The 17,011-nt window shown below is 46.2% G+C and carries 19 protein-coding genes and 1 riboswitch; of the genes, 10 read left to right on the forward strand and 9 right to left on the reverse strand.

From position 1 onward, the window contains the following. Positions 1–35: 35 nt before the first annotated feature. Positions 36–455 (reverse strand): universal stress protein, encoded by a 420-nt coding sequence (locus ACRC6Q_RS17475; protein ID WP_431467151.1) that lies wholly within the window; start codon positions 453–455, stop codon positions 36–38. Between the two features lie 20 nt (positions 456–475). Next, complete coding sequence (locus ACRC6Q_RS17480) at positions 476–1,936, reverse strand: SulP family inorganic anion transporter (RefSeq protein WP_431467152.1); 1,461 nt, start codon at positions 1,934–1,936, stop codon at positions 476–478. Positions 1,937–2,111: 175 nt separating this feature from the next. Between ACRC6Q_RS17480 and ACRC6Q_RS17485 the strand changes: the two genes are divergently transcribed. Together ACRC6Q_RS17485 and ACRC6Q_RS17490 are read left to right on the forward strand one after the other, a co-directional pair. Beyond that, a complete protein-coding gene (locus ACRC6Q_RS17485) occupies positions 2,112–2,654 on the forward strand; it encodes a recombinase family protein (RefSeq protein WP_431467153.1) in 543 nt (180 codons plus the stop codon). A 31-nt stretch (positions 2,655–2,685) separates the two neighbouring features. Continuing rightward, positions 2,686–4,575 carry an LTA synthase family protein gene (locus ACRC6Q_RS17490; protein ID WP_431467154.1) on the forward strand — a complete coding sequence of 630 codons (1,890 nt, stop codon included), beginning with the start codon at positions 2,686–2,688 and terminating at the stop codon, positions 4,573–4,575. Between the two features lie 75 nt (positions 4,576–4,650). Here ACRC6Q_RS17490 and ACRC6Q_RS17495 read toward each other — a convergent pair whose 3' ends face one another. The 3 genes from ACRC6Q_RS17495 to ACRC6Q_RS17505 all read right to left on the reverse strand — a co-directional run bounded on the left by ACRC6Q_RS17495 (position 4,651) and on the right by ACRC6Q_RS17505 (position 6,869). Beyond that, on the reverse strand, positions 4,651–5,409 hold the full coding sequence (locus ACRC6Q_RS17495; protein WP_431467155.1) for a TerC family protein: 759 nt from the start codon (positions 5,407–5,409) through the stop codon (positions 4,651–4,653). A 288-nt stretch (positions 5,410–5,697) separates the two neighbouring features. Beyond that, positions 5,698–6,363: a haloacid dehalogenase type II gene (locus ACRC6Q_RS17500; RefSeq protein WP_431467156.1), complete on the reverse strand. Its 666-nt coding sequence runs from the start codon at positions 6,361–6,363 to the stop codon at positions 5,698–5,700. 77 nt (positions 6,364–6,440) lie between these two features. Then, positions 6,441–6,869 (reverse strand): protein-tyrosine phosphatase family protein, encoded by a 429-nt coding sequence (locus ACRC6Q_RS17505; RefSeq protein ID WP_431467157.1) that lies wholly within the window; start codon positions 6,867–6,869, stop codon positions 6,441–6,443. A 244-nt stretch (positions 6,870–7,113) separates the two neighbouring features. Between ACRC6Q_RS17505 and ACRC6Q_RS17510 the strand changes: the two genes are divergently transcribed. The 5 genes from ACRC6Q_RS17510 (at position 7,114) to ACRC6Q_RS17530 (ending at position 9,664) form a co-directional block, all read left to right on the forward strand. After that, complete coding sequence (locus ACRC6Q_RS17510; protein WP_223642102.1) at positions 7,114–7,566, forward strand: MarR family winged helix-turn-helix transcriptional regulator; 453 nt, start codon at positions 7,114–7,116, stop codon at positions 7,564–7,566. Positions 7,567–7,590: 24 nt separating this feature from the next. Continuing rightward, positions 7,591–8,109 carry a GNAT family N-acetyltransferase gene (locus ACRC6Q_RS17515; RefSeq protein WP_431467158.1) on the forward strand — a complete coding sequence of 173 codons (519 nt, stop codon included), beginning with the start codon at positions 7,591–7,593 and terminating at the stop codon, positions 8,107–8,109. Between the two features lie 24 nt (positions 8,110–8,133). Further along, complete coding sequence (locus ACRC6Q_RS17520) at positions 8,134–8,757, forward strand: FMN-binding negative transcriptional regulator (protein WP_431467159.1); 624 nt, start codon at positions 8,134–8,136, stop codon at positions 8,755–8,757. A gap of 89 nt (positions 8,758–8,846) precedes the next feature. Then, positions 8,847–8,944: riboswitch (guanidine-I (ykkC/yxkD leader) on the forward strand. Positions 8,945–9,008: 64 nt separating this feature from the next. Further along, positions 9,009–9,350, forward strand: a complete 342-nt coding sequence (locus ACRC6Q_RS17525; protein ID WP_431467160.1) for a DMT family transporter — start codon at positions 9,009–9,011, stop codon at positions 9,348–9,350. Then, a complete protein-coding gene (locus ACRC6Q_RS17530; RefSeq protein WP_223642087.1) occupies positions 9,350–9,664 on the forward strand; it encodes a DMT family transporter in 315 nt (104 codons plus the stop codon). Before ACRC6Q_RS17525 ends, ACRC6Q_RS17530 begins: the two co-directional genes overlap by 1 nt. 88 nt (positions 9,665–9,752) lie before the next feature. Here the strand turns inward: ACRC6Q_RS17530 and ACRC6Q_RS17535 are convergent, their stop codons facing one another. Continuing rightward, positions 9,753–10,733 carry an NADP-dependent oxidoreductase gene (locus ACRC6Q_RS17535; protein ID WP_223642085.1) on the reverse strand — a complete coding sequence of 327 codons (981 nt, stop codon included), beginning with the start codon at positions 10,731–10,733 and terminating at the stop codon, positions 9,753–9,755. A 363-nt stretch (positions 10,734–11,096) separates the two neighbouring features. On the opposite strand from ACRC6Q_RS17535, the gene ACRC6Q_RS17540 reads away from it, so the two are divergent. Continuing rightward, positions 11,097–11,870 carry an alpha/beta fold hydrolase gene (locus ACRC6Q_RS17540; RefSeq protein ID WP_223642084.1) on the forward strand — a complete coding sequence of 258 codons (774 nt, stop codon included), beginning with the start codon at positions 11,097–11,099 and terminating at the stop codon, positions 11,868–11,870. A 146-nt stretch (positions 11,871–12,016) separates the two neighbouring features. Here ACRC6Q_RS17540 and ACRC6Q_RS17545 read toward each other — a convergent pair whose 3' ends face one another. Continuing rightward, positions 12,017–13,024, reverse strand: coding sequence for an LLM class flavin-dependent oxidoreductase (locus ACRC6Q_RS17545; protein WP_223642082.1), 1,008 nt, complete (start codon positions 13,022–13,024; stop codon positions 12,017–12,019). A 64-nt stretch (positions 13,025–13,088) separates the two neighbouring features. Continuing rightward, complete coding sequence (locus ACRC6Q_RS17550; RefSeq protein WP_223642080.1) at positions 13,089–13,901, reverse strand: alpha/beta hydrolase; 813 nt, start codon at positions 13,899–13,901, stop codon at positions 13,089–13,091. 113 nt (positions 13,902–14,014) lie between these two features. Here ACRC6Q_RS17550 and ACRC6Q_RS17555 point away from each other — a divergent pair, with 113 nt between their 5' ends. Further along, positions 14,015–14,530 carry a gamma carbonic anhydrase gene (locus ACRC6Q_RS17555; RefSeq protein ID WP_223642078.1) on the forward strand — a complete coding sequence of 172 codons (516 nt, stop codon included), beginning with the start codon at positions 14,015–14,017 and terminating at the stop codon, positions 14,528–14,530. A gap of 64 nt (positions 14,531–14,594) precedes the next feature. Here ACRC6Q_RS17555 and ACRC6Q_RS17560 read toward each other — a convergent pair whose 3' ends face one another. After that, on the reverse strand, positions 14,595–15,296 hold the full coding sequence (locus ACRC6Q_RS17560) for a helix-turn-helix domain-containing protein (RefSeq protein ID WP_431467161.1): 702 nt from the start codon (positions 15,294–15,296) through the stop codon (positions 14,595–14,597). A gap of 165 nt (positions 15,297–15,461) precedes the next feature. Here ACRC6Q_RS17560 and ACRC6Q_RS17565 point away from each other — a divergent pair, with 165 nt between their 5' ends. Further along, positions 15,462–16,997 (forward strand): aldehyde dehydrogenase family protein, encoded by a 1,536-nt coding sequence (locus ACRC6Q_RS17565; protein ID WP_431467162.1) that lies wholly within the window; start codon positions 15,462–15,464, stop codon positions 16,995–16,997. Positions 16,998–17,011 lie beyond the last annotated feature (14 nt).

The following is a 17,011-nucleotide window of genomic DNA, read 5'->3' on the forward strand; positions in this document are numbered from 1 at the left end:
AAAGAGCCCATTTAGAGCTCCTTTCCATACTGCTGTTATTTCACAATCAAAACCGGACAATTTGCGCGCTTTACAACTTTATGGCTGACACTGCCAAGAACCATTTCCTGCAGTGAGTTCAACCCGCGGCTGCCGATGACCAGGACATCGAATTTTTCTTTATTGGCATATGCGACGATTGTCGGCCCCGGTGTGCCGTGTAGGATTTCCAGCTTGTAATTGATGTTTCCGGTTGCCAATGCCTCTTCGATTGGTTGAAGTTTCTTTCTGCGCTTCAAATCCAGCTCGACAGAACTGCCGCTGTGCAGCACTTCGTATTTGGCGTTGTCATAGTCTGCCACAAACACGATGGTCACTTCAGACTCTGGTGAACCTGAGGCTAACTTTACGGCCTCTTTTGCCGCACGTTCTGCGTGCTCCGAACCGTCCACTGCCAGCAATATTCGATTATACATCCTCAACACTCCTTAAGGTTTTAATGGCTTGGTAATTTGGCATTCTCGCTGTTAAAGATCGCCAGCTGATCGATCAGCTTTTGGCTGCCTGTATCCAAGCCGATAATTCCCACTTCATTGCGGTTTTCCCTGAACTTCAAGACGACGCGGTCAACGGCACCGACACCGGAATCATCCCAAATATGCGCTTCGGTGAAATCAATGATGACTTTCTGACCTTCTGCGTCATAATCGAATTTCTCAAGGAAATCTTCAACCGAGGCGAAGAACAATTGGCCGCTCACCTCATAATGCGTAGCTTCGAGTAATTTCTTCTTCACTTTAATTTTCGAGATCTTGGCGACAAAGAAGATGGCGCTCAAGAGCACGCCGGCCAATACACCGATGGAAAGGTCATGTGTATAAACAACGATTGCAACGGTTGCGACCATGACGATCGAATCGGCTTTCGGTGCTTTTTTCAAATACGTAAATGACGACCAATCAAAGGTGCCGATGGAAACCATGATCATGATACCAACCAAAACCGGCATCGGAATCTGGACAACCACGTTCCCTAAGACAAGGATGAGGAACATCAGGAAAGCACCGGCAACGAGCGCTGATAATCTTCCCCGGCCACCTGACTTGACGTTGATGATGGATTGTCCGATCATAGCACAACCGGCCATTCCGCCGAAAAATCCGGTGACGAAATTGGCAATCCCCTGCCCTCTGGATTCTTTGTTTTTGTCACTGGTCGTGCCTGTCATATCATCGACAATATTGGCGGTCAATAACGATTCCAGCAAGCCGACCACTGCCAAAGCCAGTGAGTACGGTAGGATGATCATCAAGGTTTCCAGGTTAACCGGCACATCCGGCAATAGGAAAGTCGGTAAGGTCTGGCTGATGGTTCCTAAATCCCCTACTGTCCGGAGATTGAAACCTGAATAGATGGCGACAGTGGTTAAAAGAACCAAGGCAATGAGCGGCGCTGGTATCGCTTTGGAAAACCGTGGAACAATGTAGACGATTGCCAACGTCACTGCGACAAAGACATAGGTCAGTATATTGATGCCGATGAAATGCGGCACCTGCGCCATGAAGATCAGGATGGCAAGTGCATTGACGAAGCCGATCATGACAGCCCGAGGGATGAATTTCATCACTTTCGCCACTTTAAAGACGCCGAAAAAAATCTGGATGACGCCTGTTAGGATGGTGGCTGCCAACAAGTACTCCAGGCCGTGTTCCCGCACGAGCGGCACCATCAACAAAGCCATGGCTCCAGTTGCGGCCGAAATCATACTTGGACGGCCACCTACGAACGCGATGATCACCGCGATGCTGAAGGATGCATATAATCCCACCATTGGGTCGACACCGGCGATGATGGAAAAGGCGATGGCTTCCGGAATCAATGCCAAAGCGACGACTATCCCCGCAAGGACATCCCCCCGTACATTTCCGAACCACTCCGTTTTAATTTTTTTCCACACAATATCTTACCTCTCTTATTATTTATTTTGATGGCTTTTAACTCTCATAAAAGCCGTGCTCTTCCAACAATGGCATTAGTGTATCACCTTATTACCCAAAATAGTACCTTTTTGGGACTTTTTTATTGTATTTATGGTATGATGGATAGAAATTGGAATGTGAGGGGATTTTAACGTGTTGATTGGATATGCAAGACCCAGCGCCGAAGATTCGGATTGCCGAAACCAATTGCTGCTCCTGAAAAATGCAGGCTGCACTGAACTATATACAGAAGAACATGCCTCTCCTAAAAACCGTGAACAACTTAACAAAATGTTGGAAGATGCGGAATTCGGTACCCAAATAGTCGTTTCAAAACTTTATACATTTGCGGACTCAACACGCCACTTAGTGGAGCTTTTGGATAAGCTTGAAACAAAAGGCCTGTCTCTTCTTTCCATTCAGGAAAATATTGAAACCAAAAACGATATGGCATACCCTTTCACTAAAATACTTCACTGCCTGGCTGATTTTCAAAGTGATGCCATCAGTGAGAAAACCAAAGCCGGCTTGTCTGTGGCTAAAGACAAAGGCGCCGTCTCTGGCCGGCCTCGAAAAGCAGATGAAAATGTCAAAAAGGCAATTGAAATGTATAACAGCAAAAAATACAGTTTAGTAGAAATCAAGGAAAAGACCGGCATCAGCAAATCCACTTTATACCGTTACTTGGAAAATTAAAGCTTGGCGCTCATTTAAAAGGAGAATTTAGATGTTAACTAAAAAATGGCCAAAACACACGATACTCGCAATCGCTATCATCGCTACCTGGCTGAAAACTTATATCGCCTACCAAACAGGGTTTTCGATTACGCTTGATAACGGCATGCAGGAAGCCATCCTGTTTCTCAGTCCGCTGAGCTTGCTTCTCTTCCTGTACGGGTTATCCTTGTTCTTCAAGAAGCCCAAAAATAAAAACCGGTATTTGCTGGCGATGACCCTCGTCACTTCCATTATTTTGTATGGCAATATCGCTTTTTACCGTTTCTTCAACGATTTCATCACGTTGCCGGTGCTGTTTCAGACCGACAACTTTGGAGACCTCGGCACTAGTGCCGCCGCAAGCATCTATCCGACAGACATCCTTTATTTCAGTGATTTCATCCTGTTGTTGCTTGCCGTAAAATTACTGAAGATCAAAGAAGAAAACACAAAATCCCAGACCACTGCGCGGAAAGCCTACTTTGTTCTTTCTGCAGCTATTTTATTTTTGAATCTTGGATTAGCTGAAGCCGAACGTCCTCAATTATTGACCCGCAGTTTCGACCGGGAAATGCTGGTGAAGAATCTGGGGATCTACAATTATCATTTGTATGATATTTACGTGCAGTCCAAGTCCCAGGCACAACGGGCTTTTGCGGATGGTTCAGAATTGACGGATGTCCAAAACTACGTTCGAGCCAATAAAGTCGAACCGTCTGAAGACATGTTCGGGATTGCGAAAGGCAAGAACTTGATCGTTGTGACACTGGAATCCATGCAGACTTTCACTATGAATGAGGAAATGAACGGCCAAACTATCACGCCGTTTCTGAATGAGTTGACGAAAGACGAGGACACGGTTTACTTCCCTAATTTCTATCATCAGACGGGTCTCGGCAAAACATCAGATTCCGAATTTCTGCTTGAAAACTCCCTTTATCCGTTAAGCGGAGGAGCCGTATTCTTTACGCACGGCGGCAATACCTATAACTCGATGGCAGAAAAGCTTGGCAAGCATGGATATGCAACCAATGTCCAACATGCCAACAGCAAAAGTTTTTGGAATCGCGACATGATGTATGAGTCGTTGGGCGTGGACGAGTTCCTCGATATCCAAAGCTATACAGTCGGAGAAGGCGAGGCAGTCAATTGGGGAATGAAAGACATCCCCTTTTTCGAACAGTCTGTTGCCCATATGGCAGAGATGCCGCAGCCTTTTTACAGCCGATTGATCACATTGACCAATCACTATCCTTTCACTTTGGATCCACAAGACAAACTGATCGATGAGTTCGACTCCAATTCAGGTACACTCAACCGTTTTTTCCAGACGACGCGTTACCTGGACGAAGCGGTAAAGGAGTTATTTGATGATCTGAAAGAACAAGGCCTTTACGAAAATTCGATTATCGTCATGTATGGCGATCATTACGGCATTTCAGAAAATCATAATGAAGCCATGGCCCAATACCTTGGAAAAGAAATCACGCCTTATGAATCGGCACAGCTTCAACGGGTCCCCTTCTTCGTGCATATTCCCGGTTCGGGACAAGGCCATGTAAATGAAGAAATTGGCGGACAAATCGATATACGCCCGACCATCCTCAATTTGATGGGAATAGAATCCAATACGGATATGCAGTTCGGAAGTGATCTGTTTTCCGAAGAACATGAAGAGTTTGCTATTTTCCGTGACGGCCGCTTTGTCACTGAAGAATATGTCTATGCCGGCAATACCTGCTACGAAAATGGAACAGGTGCAGCAATTGACCAGGAGTTATGTGCGCCGTTCGCAGAGCGTGCTTTCGAAGAACTTGGATATTCAGAAAAAGTGATCAATGGCGATTTGCTCAGGTTTTACGATGAAGAAACCGGCCAATTGCTTGATACAGAACAATAAGAAAAAAGGAAGATCGGATGCCGGCCGGCATCCGATCTTCCTTTCTTTTTTTCCGTATATCAGCTGAACCAATCTTTAAGCTGCCTGCTCTTTTTTCTTCTTGATGCTGATTAAAGCGCCTACTAGCACAATTCCCAACAGCACTGCCCAGAAAATCAGTTTCCATTCTGTTGAATGCGCAAAATCATATGGCAGATAACCCAGTTTTTCATGTGACAACGTAAGAACGGTCAATTTGACGCCTACCCATCCGACAATCACAAAAGCAGTCGTTTCCAATTGCGGATAGTTTGCCAGCAGCTTGACGAATTTATGGGCTGCAAAACGCATGACGATGAGGCCCACGATTCCGCCTGCCAGCATGACGGCGAATTGTCCGCCATTTATTCCGCCGATTTCCATACTTCCCAGATGCGGCAAAGTAATCGCCAGGGCAACGGCAGCCAGCATCGAGTCAACTGCAAAAGCAATATCCGCCAGTTCCACTTTCAATACCGTCATCCAGAATCCTGAACCTTTTGTCGTTTCCGGTTCGATGGAATGTTCTTTTCCTTTCTTCTGGTCGTATATATGCTTGAAAGCAATAAACAATAAGTATGCGGCTCCCAAAGCTTGAATCTGCCATACATCGACCAGCAAGGTGATCATGAACAATGCAGCAAATCGGAAAACAAACGCTCCGACCAATCCATAAAACAACGCTTTTTTCTGTTGCTCTTTCGGCAAATGCTTCACCATAACCGCCATGACCACTGCATTGTCTGCAGCAAGCAATCCTTCCAACGCTATCAATACCAGCAGTACCCATACATACTCCAATAAAATCGCTTCCATTTCATCTCATCCCCTTAATTTTTTCCAACAAAAAAGACCCTTGCCTAATTAAAGGCAAAGGTCTCGCTAAGCAAATTTCTGCTATCACAACCGATGGCGTTGAACCATGTAATGACGATTGTGAAATAGGTTTCCCTAAAGCTACTCCCCTTTGACGTGAAGTCAAAAGTATATTTCGTTGTATAAATACAATAGCATGGCGCGGGGTTTTTAGAAAGAACATTTTTGTCGGAATTGCGAATTATTTTACTTTTAAGTTCAGATGGTTTCAACTGCACTCAAAAATCTTCATTTCCACTTTAATAAGCTGTTTAAATCATCAAACATATAGTCCGGCTCTAAATCGAGTTCTTCCACCGGCAGGTTCTTCCGGTTGATCCAAGCCGTTTGAAAGCCGAAGTTTTTAGCACCTGATATGTCCCATCCATTTGAGGATATAAATAGGACTTCGCTGCTTGCCAGGCCAAGCTTATCCGATGCGTATTGATAGGATGCCGGTGCCGGCTTGAACTCCTTAATCTCATCGGCGCTGAGGATATGCTCAAAAACACCGGTCAATCCCGCGTTTTCGATCAATGGATCCAGCATATCATGGGAACCGTTTGAAAAGACCACCAAATTATTGTCTTTCAGTTGGCTTAGAACTCCCTCCACTTCTTCGTAAAGCGGCAGATGTAGATAAGCAACCATCAATTTCTGCTCGGTTTGCTCACTGGATTGCAGGTCATTTTCCTTCAGCACATACTTTAATGCCTGATGTGTAATGGTCTGGAGGGTAGCGTAATTGCCCATGAGCTGCCGCAGCATGAAATACTCGACTTGTTTGGCCCTCCAGGATTGGCTGATTTCTTCACCGTACCCCGGATAGAGATCCTCACATTCTTTTTTGACCGCCGTTACATCAAACAAAGTGCCATAGACATCGAATACAAAAGCTTTGATGGATTTGTCCATTGAATATCCTCCTTTGGCTGTCCACTTGAAGAAAAATTTCTGCAGTCTTTTACATTCTTTACCCCAATGCAATCAGGCTAGTCTTTGTAAAAAATGCGTTCGAGAGACTCTTTCAATTGTGGCTTCACCATGATGACCGGTCGTATAGCAGTTGCTTGGGCTTCTGCTTCCTCGACTGTATCCGCTTTGCCGAGTGCCAGAAGTGTCCCGATCGCTACAGTACCGGCCCGGTTGCTTCCGCCTGCACAGTGGAAATAGACTTTCTTTCCATCATTATAGGCATCCACTACTTGGTCAATCGCTTTCTTAATCGATTCATCCTGCTGTTCGTCGGAATCATCAACTATCGGACTGTGGATCCGGACATAGTCGTAATCCCCTTCTGCCGCTTCTGCACGCAAGTCGACGACTACATCAATCTTTTCGGCTTCTGCCGCCCCTTTTGCATCGGCTACACCGCCAATGAAGATGCGGTTTTCTACCAGTTCCTGATATTCTTTCGCCATTTTATTTCCTCCTATTCATATCAAAGTCTGTCTATTTTCAGAGTAACATATGTCTTTCCCCAGGAGTAATTGCAGCATCCGAGAGGAAGGTTGAAAAGGAGCCAGAGACCTCTGTCAAACAGCAAACAGCTTTTCATTTGCTCGCTCTATATTTTTGTTGCAAATGCAACTAATTGATGATATATTCTATTCATCCCGTTTTCCAGCGCATTTACCGGCAAATTTATTGAATGAGGAGATTGTTATGAAAGAGATTTTGCGTGAAATCGGCATGATAGCAAGGGCATTGGATTCCATCAGCAATATCGAATTTAAAGAGTTCAACCTGACCAAGGGACAATATTTATACGTCGTTCGAATCTGTGAAAATCCCGGAATCATCCAGGCACAGCTATTGGAATTGATCAAAGTGGATAAATCCACTGCAACACGTGCACTCCAGAAACTTGAAATGAATGGTTTTATTGAAAAGAAAGACGATCCGCATAATAAAAAAAACAAACATCTTTATCCAACGGAAAAAGCGCAGGCGGTCTATCCAATCATCAAAAGAGAAAATGCCCATTCCAACGATATTGCTTTAAGCGGCTTGTCGGAAAAAGAAGCCGAAACTGCTTTCGATCTTCTCCAGCGCATCCGCAAGAACGTTGAAAAGGATTGGGAATCTGTAAAAAAAGGCAGCAAGCGGGACTATTAATCGACTGAAGGAGCGGCAACCCATATGACAACGATGATTAAAAAATGTACACGCGACGATCTTCACGCACTTCAAGCCATCAGCATCGAGACATTCACCGAGACCTTTAAGGAACAGAACTCGTCTGAAGACCTTCAGGCTTATTTGGACAAGGCCTATGACCTGGGCAAACTCGAACAGGAACTCGCCGTCTCTTCTTCCTCTTTCTTTTTCATTTATTCAGATCAGGAAGTGGCTGGATACCTGAAGCTCAATACCGACGATGCACAGACAGAGTCCATGGGAGATGACTCCCTCGAAGTCGAACGGATTTATATAAAAAAGGCTTTCCAGAAATATGGTTTCGGAAAGCTTTTGATGAACAAAGCGATTGAACTGGCAAGGGAACAGAACAAAAAGAACATTTGGCTCGGGGTATGGGAAGAAAACGCCAACGCGATTGCGTTTTACCGAAAAAAAGGATTTGTGCAGACAGGATCCCATTCCTTCTTCATGGGGGATGATGAACAAGTCGATTTGATCCTGGTTAAGCCGCTCCATTAACTCTATCCTGAAAGGCGGAATGACATGTATACTCCAAAACATTTTAAAGTCAGCGATTTTGAGGAAATCCGCGAGTTTGTTCAACAGAATTCCTTTGGAACGCTCATCACTACCAAAAAAGGAAAGCCGATTGCCACCCATCTTCCTTTGCAGCTGATAAAAGAAGGCAAAGAGTTCTTCATAACCGGGCATATGGCTTACGGAAATCCACAGTGGCGGACGTTTGAGGCCTGTGAAGATGTTCTGGTCATGTTCCAGGGACCACACGCCTACATCTCTTCTTCCTGGTACGAACAGGAAAACGTTCCGACATGGAATTATCAGGCTGTCCATATCTATGGAACCGCTCAACTTTTAACGGAAGACGAACTGAAACAGGACCTGACAAGCTTGATGGAAAAACATGAAGGCCATCGTGAAAATCCTGTCCTATGGGATACACTCTCCTCTTCATTGCTGGAAAAAGAACTGAAAGGGATCGTTGGATTCAAAATTCCAGTGAGGGAAGTTCAAGCTGCCTATAAAATGAGCCAGAACCGCAACGAATCGGATTACCAGAATATCATCGACCGCTTGCAGCAGGAAGAGGATTCGAACTCAAAACAACTGGCTAGCGTCATGCGCACGAAATCGAAAGACTCTCTTTGAATCCCCAGCTGTTCATCTGCACAGGTATCAAAAGCTGTTTCATTGAAAGATTCCTGCAAAGCAGATACACTATAGACTAATTGCATATCTGAAATGTTTTCTAGGGTTCCGCAGCAAACAAGCTGGCCTGGTCCGAGAGAAAACTCACAGCTCTGCTGTGCCACGGAAGGACAAAAGCCTGGGAGAAACTGTTTTTACAGTTCTCCCAGGCTTTTTTTAGTTTCTGTGAACACCATAAGGAGGTGGATAAGATGAATTCGAATTGGTTGAAAGTCGTAATGGCGGCGATGTTTGAAGTGGTTTGGGTCATCGGCCTGAAACATGCCGATGGATTCTGGGATTGGATGATTACCGTTATAGCAATTGTCATCAGTTTTACCGTCATGATCATGGCGGGTCGAAAGTTACCGGTCGGAACCGTCTATGCGGTTTTTGTCGGTCTGGGGACAGCCGGTACGGTGCTGTCTGAAATCATTATTTTCAACGAAGCCTTCAGTGGCGCAAAACTGCTGCTGGTCGGCGTGCTGTTGGCAGGGGTCATCGGGTTGAAACTGGTCACCAAAGATCCGGTTTCTGAAGGAGGGGAAGCGTAATGGCGTGGGCAGCATTAGTGTTAGCTGGGCTATTTGAAATGTTCGGTGTGGCCATGATCAACAAGTTGCACCAAGACCGCAATTGGCAATCTCTTGTGTGGCTGATTTTCGGATTCGGGTCGAGCTTTGTCTTTTTGGCTTACGCTATGGAAACATTGGCCATGGGAACAGCCTATGCGATTTGGACCGGCATCGGCGCTTCTGGCGGAGCAATAATCGGCATGCTATTTTACAATGAATCCAAAGACTGGAAGCGGATTTTCTTTATTGCGATGGTGCTAGGTGCGGCAGTGGGATTGAAGCTGGTTTCTTAGGTCTAATTCCATCTATTCACTAAAGTAAGCGGAAAACATAACTCTATGTTTTCCGCTTACTTTAGTGAATATAATGCTTTGCAAAATTTCAACTTATTTTCAATCCCAGTTTCCCTACATAATGTTTCTTTAAAGCAAAATGAGCTGTAGACGCTTGTTCCAATGGGAAGGAATGATCGATATGCGCTCTGATATTTCCACTCTTCACGTAATGGGTAAACCGGCTTAGTATATCCGCATCGGGATCCCCATTGTAAGCAACGGCCTTAACTTCATCACTTTCCGGCAGTGGAAAAATACCGTTCGGATAGGCGATTCGCCCATCCGCTTTCATCATCTGGGCAATCGTTTTAACGGCTTCCCCGCCTGCAGTCAATAAAGCTGCATCAAACCCTTCCGGTTCAACCGCTTTCGCTGCAGACAGCAGATCATCCTTATAGCCATCCACTGCATTCTCAATGCCAAGCTTCTGGAGCATCTCAACACCATCAGCTCCTGATGCAATAGCAAAGACCCTCGCACCGATCTGCTTAGCGAGCTGAACGGCCAAATGGCCAACTCCGCCACTCGCTCCAAACACAACGATCGACTCATCTTTTTTCAGCTGCAGGACATCTTCCAAACCACGCAAAGCCGTTATTCCTACTCCTGAAATAACACCCGCTTCTTGAATACTGATAGACGGTGGGAGATGCGTTACGTACTTTTGGTCGATTGCGGCAAACTCCGCATAGAAACCGCCTTTAGGATTCAGAAATCCTGTCGCCATTACTTTATCACCTACTGCAAGCCCTTTTACCTCCTTGCCTATCGAAACGATTGTTCCTGAACCTTCAGATCCCAGCACATAAGGGAATTTCACATTCATTTCCAGCATCTCCGCGTAACCGCCTTCTCTTTCAAAGATGTCCCATTGCCCGATCCCTGCAAATTCTACTCTGATCAATACTTCGGAATCACCCACATCAGGTAACCGAATGGTTTCAGTGACCAGTTGTCCTTCAGATCCGAATTCATGTAAGACAGCGGCTTTCATCAATTCAGCAGGAGTACCTGAGTTACTGTTCATTGTTTTTCCTCCCCTCATTAACTTAGTATTTATTTTAACATTTCCCTCTAGAAGTTTACGCTTCAATCGTCGTTTACGACTTTTTCCCGACTGGAACATTTCTCTTCAATACAGCCGTTTCAACTATTCATACAGATCAAATTTCAGGCGAACTGCTAAAATCCAATCACGACGTTAACCTGCTGCCGCAACTATTCTGGCCACTGTAACCTCAAAATGAGCTTCAGAGGTTTAGAAATGATTTAAACTGAGAATCCAGTCTTTATACAGTGAATATAATCCAATAAGTTTAATGAGCAGAATTTTATCAAACATTGCTTTTGCTGGAAAAGTGGTAAATCTAAATGTTAGGGGATTTTAAACATGATTGATTATACGGAGACCTCCTTCAACGGAAACGAATCCATTCTCTTTATTCATGGACTTGGAGCGAGCCGTTGGATGTGGTGGCAACAAGAACCAGCATTCTCGGATTATCAAGTTATTCTGGCAGATTTACCCGGACATGGAAAAAGCGTCTCCACTCCTTGGTTAAGTTTGGCGGATACTACAAATCTGATTGCACAACACGTGATAAAAAGTCGAAAGATCCATGTTGTAGGGATTTCATTGGGAGGCCATGTTGCTTTAGAATTAGCAAAACATTACCCTGAAAAGATTCTCAGCACATTCATCAGCGGTATTACCGTCCAACCCATGCAGTTCCAGTTCTTGCTTAAAATACAATCCCGAATAGTTCAACGAGGCATCAGGAATGACCGATATCTCAACAAACTGGCTCATGGCTACTACCATTTGCCTCCCAATAAATCGGCTGAGTTCATAGCGGACTATCAGCTACTGACTAAAGAAACATACGAAACCATCTGGCAAGAAATCATGCAGTTTCGTCTGGATGAATCATATGGGCATATCGATAGTCCGTGTCTGATAGTTGCGGGAGATCAGGAATCGCGAGGCATTCTGGAATCCATCGAGATAGCCCCGCAGTTCATACCGACCGCGGTAACCAGGTTAATCTCTGATGCCCAGCATGCTTGGCCCGTGCAAAAAGCACAGCAATTTAACCGTACTTTGAGAGAGTGGTTAGTTCACCAAAGTAATGGGATGGATTCACGAAATAAAAATACTGAATAAAAAATCGGCTATGACCTTCATTATTTATATGTTCAGGCTCCTTGTGCCTCTTTTAGCAACTAGTTTGAAATGCATTAAGCTACAACAGGATCATTGGCCATTCCGGGATGTCCAATACTCCCCCAAAAACGCCGATAGGAACTCTCCTACCGGCGCTTCTTCATTTCTTCCGCTACGAGCTGGAAGGTTCTTAGTTTGTCGGTAAAATTATAGGCAGAGGAAACCAGCATCACTTCGTCTGCTCCATACTCGTCTGCAAAGTCTTCCAACCTGTCCACTACCTGTTCCGGTGTCCCGACGACCATCCGGCGGCGGTTTTCGGCGACCAGCAGTTTTTCGAATTTGGAATAGGGGTAGTCCATTGCTTTTTCAGGCGGTGGCGTACCTTTTGAAGGCATCCCCTGCGCTCCCATGCACAATGAAAGATCCATTGACGAAGCGACTCGTTCCGCTTGTTCCGGTGTTTCCTGGCAGACCACAAAAATAGCAAAGCCGACATAAGGTTTACTGTCCTTATAAGGCTTGAAGCGATCACGGTATTCTTTGGCAAACTGCTGTCCGCCTTCGCCGTTGATGAAATGGGCGAACATATAAGGCAGCCCTTTTTCCGCTGCCAGCTGCGCTGAGTTTTCACTCGAACCCAGCACCCAAATTGGTGGGCTGTGCTTGGTTACCGGTGTCGCTTTCATGCCGTAATATGGATGTTCTTCCGGTATGGAATCCGTCAGGTACATGCGAAGATCGTCGATTTGCCTCGGGAATTGGCTGGTGTCCCGCTTTTTGCCTTCGTTTAAAGCATAGGAAGCACGCGGCATGCCTCCTGGCGCTCTTCCGACTCCTGCATCAATTCTATCTGGATACAAAGCTTCCAACAGCTTAAAGTTTTCCGCAATTTTAAAAGGCGCATAATGCGGCAGCATAACGCCCCCCGAACCGAGCCGGATGGTTTTGGTCACGGCTCCAAGATGTGCAATCAACACTTCCGGAGAAGAGCCGGCCAGAGTCGTTGCATCGTGGTGCTCTGACACCCAAAACCGGGTATAGCCCCATTGCTCGGCTTTTTGTGCAAGGATCGCCGTCTGCTTCAGGGCTTCCTGGGGGGAACTGCCTTCTGAAATCGGGGATTGGTCCAGTATGCTGTAATTTAAAGCCATTTTGATCTACTCCTTTGTCCCGCGTATACGACCAGTAGATAAAGAAAAACCCCCTGGCAATAATTTATACGTTTTCTTCGATCAGGTAACCGACAGAACGCAGAACGGTGTGGATAAAAGCCTGCGTAGCCAGAAAGACTTCTTCTTTTTCGGGTTCCTGAAAAATATCATGATAGCAGAATTTCCATTCCTTGTAACTGAATTCGGTCAGCTGCTGCTTCATTAGCCACTGCCGGGAAGCTTCCACTTCTGTGATCATATCCCGTTCTGCTGTATGCAGATAGGTGGGAATCTGTGGATACAGCTCGACAGCGGCCGCAGTTTCTTTCATATAGCCCTGCAATTCCTTATACCACCCTGCCGTGATGACCGAATGATACAACTTGTTTTCCGTTTCCTGGTCAAAGGAAAATTGGTCTCTGGTCAGATGCCGAAGCTCGATTCCATGATCCATTTTTCTGCGGCCCGTCAATTGTGCAACGCCGGGAAAAGCATTGGGTGCTTTAGGGGGCAATTTTTTCAATTGAAGCCACGGCGACGTAAAGATGGCTCCGGCTACATTAAATTTTCGGTTGCCGAGGACATTCATGGCGATTGTAGCTCCAAGGCCGTGCGCGATGACAAACACCGGCAAATCGTTTTCCGATGATAGCTTCAGCATTTCGCTCACTGCCCGTTCATAATCCTCAAACGATTCCCGGTGGACATGATCCGCTCCGGCGTTCTTGCCATGGCCCGGCAGATCAGCCGTATAGACATGAAACCCTGCCGATCGCCATTTCTCAATTTGCCACGCATAGCGCATATGCTGTTCGTACGCATTATGGATCAATACCACTACTGCTTTTGCTGTTCCTTCCGCCTGCCATTTCCACATAGTCCGACTTCCTTTCTTCGCCAATCGACTCTTATTGCTGATTTCCTATTTGACGTTTCGATTTGATTTGTTACGATTATAGAATATCTTATCTTTTTTAAAGGAGCTTTGCCATGATTTATCCATATAAAGACAAATTCCCCCAAATCGATCCAACTGTTTTCATCGCAGACTACACGACCATTTCTGGCGATGTAACCATCGGTGCTGAATCATCGGTTTGGTTCAACACCGTCATCCGCGGCGATGTATCTCCAACGGTTATCGGCAATAAAGTCAATATCCAAGATCTTTGCATGCTGCACCAAAGCCCTGGCAAGACATTGCTTCTGGAAGACGAAGTGACCATCGGCCATCAGGTGACCCTTCACAGTTGCACGATCCGTAAAGGTGCCTTAGTTGGGATGGGGTCCGTCATCCTGGATGGCGCAGAAGTCGGTGAAGGCGCATTCGTCGGAGCCGGCAGCCTGGTGCCGCCCGGTAAAGTTATCCCTCCGGGCATGCTTGCTCTTGGACGCCCGGCGAAAGTCGTTCGTGAACTCCGCGAAGACGATAAGATCGACATGGAACGGATCGTCCGCGAATATGCGGAAAAAGGAGCTTATTACAAATCTCTTCAAAAGCAATGAACCCTGTTAGAAAGAAGAAGCGATGGACCCAGTCCACCGCTTCTTCTTTTTTCAGTGAATTCACCTATGAGATCAATCCGCTCCTGATCGCTTCTCCGATAGCTTGTGCCCGGTGCCTGACGTTCAATTTTTTCATGGCAGAGGCAATATAATCCCTTGCCGTAAATTCACTGATCCCCATATTCGACGCCATCTCTTTCGTGCTCCATCCGAGCGACAGCTGTTCAAGAACTTCAATTTCCCGTTTGCTCAACTTATGCTCCACCTGTTCCTCATTGATGAAAGACAATTTGTTGAAGGCTTTTCCAAAATAGTTCTCCACCAGTTGGACCAGTGTTTCCTTTACACTGCCTTCCCCTTTGTAGCCGTCGATCAACACACAGCCGATGACCATCGCCCCTTTTTTGATGGGGACGACAAGGACAGAAGACAATTTATATTTTTCGACATACTTTGCAGGCAGCTCAGATTTATTTTCGCCGACCGTTATGTATCTTGCTTTTTTGTCCAGAATTGCGTCGTAAATAGGCTGGATCGTCCGAATGTCTTCCCGGATGGCATCTTGGTTGAGTGTCGACCCATCGGCATGCAGCGAAAAAATCAATTCCCCTACGAAATTGATGGGAGAATAAGAAAATAAGGACAGCCTGGAAAAAGGAAAGAAACTGAAAAACCCTTCCACAATCCGGCTGATTTTTTCCTCAGGACTTTCTGCACCTATCAGACCATTGATATATTCCTCTACAGAAACCGGTAACCCTTGCATGAGTGTCCCCCTCTTTACCCCTACATTTTCAGGGATGTACTTTTCTCTTGCCCTATTCTAAGCTTCAACTGTAAGCCCTTACATTTTTATTGGAATATTCCGTCTTTTCACAGATCAGTTCCATCATAGCCTGTCTGACAGAAAAATTCAATTGGAGGTAAAGCCATGTCTATTCAAGTTGGAGTTCAGAACTTTTCACATTTCATCAACGGCGCTTGGGTTTCTTCTTCAAGCGGCGAGACGTTTGACGTCCATAATCCCGCGACAGGTGAAGTCGTCGCCAAAGTTGCGAAAGGGTCGGAAGCAGAAGTCGACCAGGCAGTTGAAGCGGCTCATAGCGCTTTTGAGAATTCCGGTTGGAGCCAAATGGCCCCACTGGAAAGAGCCGATGCTTTAAACCGGATTGCAGATGCCATCGCCATGAACAAAGATGAACTCATCTACTTGGAATCCCTGACTTCCGGTGGCACCGTGCGCCGCATTGCAGGAAACGACATCATGAGCATCATCGACCTGTTTCAGCAAATGGCCAAATTCGTCGTGGACTATCCGTTCAACGAAACCTTGCCTTCCCCCCTGTTTCCAGGGCCTGCCCATAACTTCGTCTGGCGGGAGCCGATCGGCGTTTGCGCAGCCATCACCCCTTGGAATATGCCTTTACTGATTGCCGCGTGGAAAATAGCGCCTGCTCTCGCTACCGGCAACACCATCGTTTTAAAACCAGCCAGCCATACACCGGTGACTGCTCTGCGCCTCGCAGAAATCATTTCGGAGGTTGTTCCTCCAGGCGTCATCAATGTCGTCGCCGGATCTGGCACAGAAGTCGGCGAACCGCTCGTGCGCCATCCGAAAGTCGGTAAAGTCGCCTTTACCGGTTCTACTGAAGTCGGCCGCAACATCATGAAAATCGCCGCCGAATCAATCAAGAATATCACCCTTGAACTTGGCGGCAAGTCGCCGAATATTTTATTGGAAGATGCGGACCTTGAAATCGCTTTGCCGGGCAGCCTGTTCGGTGTATTTCTCCATTCCGGCCAATTATGCGAATCGGGCACTCGCCTGTTTGTTCCGGATTCGCTCTATGATGCCGTGGTCGAAAAGCTTGCCGAACTGACAAAAACACTGAAGATCGGAAATCAATTGGAGGAATCGACTGCCATGGGCCCCGTCATTTCTCAACGGCAGAAAGAGACCATCCTCTCCTATATCGAAACCGGCATTAACGAAGGAGCGCGTCTGGTGTGTGGAGGAAAAGAAGCGGTGGTCGAAGGATTCGAAAACGGGTATTTCGTAGAGCCGACGATTTTCGCGGATGTCACCAACGACATGGCCATTGCACAGGAGGAGATATTCGGTCCGGTCCTGACAGTTATCCGCTACAGCGATGTGGACGAAGCTATCCGTATGGCCAATGACACGATCTATGGCCTCGCGGGTGGTGTCTGGACTCAGGATGTCAACAAAGCCTATGACGTTGCACACAAAATTAAAGCCGGTGTCATTTGGATCAACGACTGGCATATGCTGCGCAACGATGCACCGTTTGGCGGTTATAAGCAGAGCGGCATCGGCCGCGAGATGGGCAAGCATTCTCTTGACGCTTATACGCAATTGAAGCATGTCCATACCTCCATGGTGCCCGAGCTTGAACGCCGGATTGCATTTGGACTGCTGTTCCCGGAAGGTACGAACGACCAATAATTTGAAGATTGGGG

Source organism: Planococcus sp. SE5232, from assembly GCF_050686535.1.
Classification (GTDB): Bacteria; Bacillota; Bacilli; order Bacillales_A; family Planococcaceae; genus Planococcus.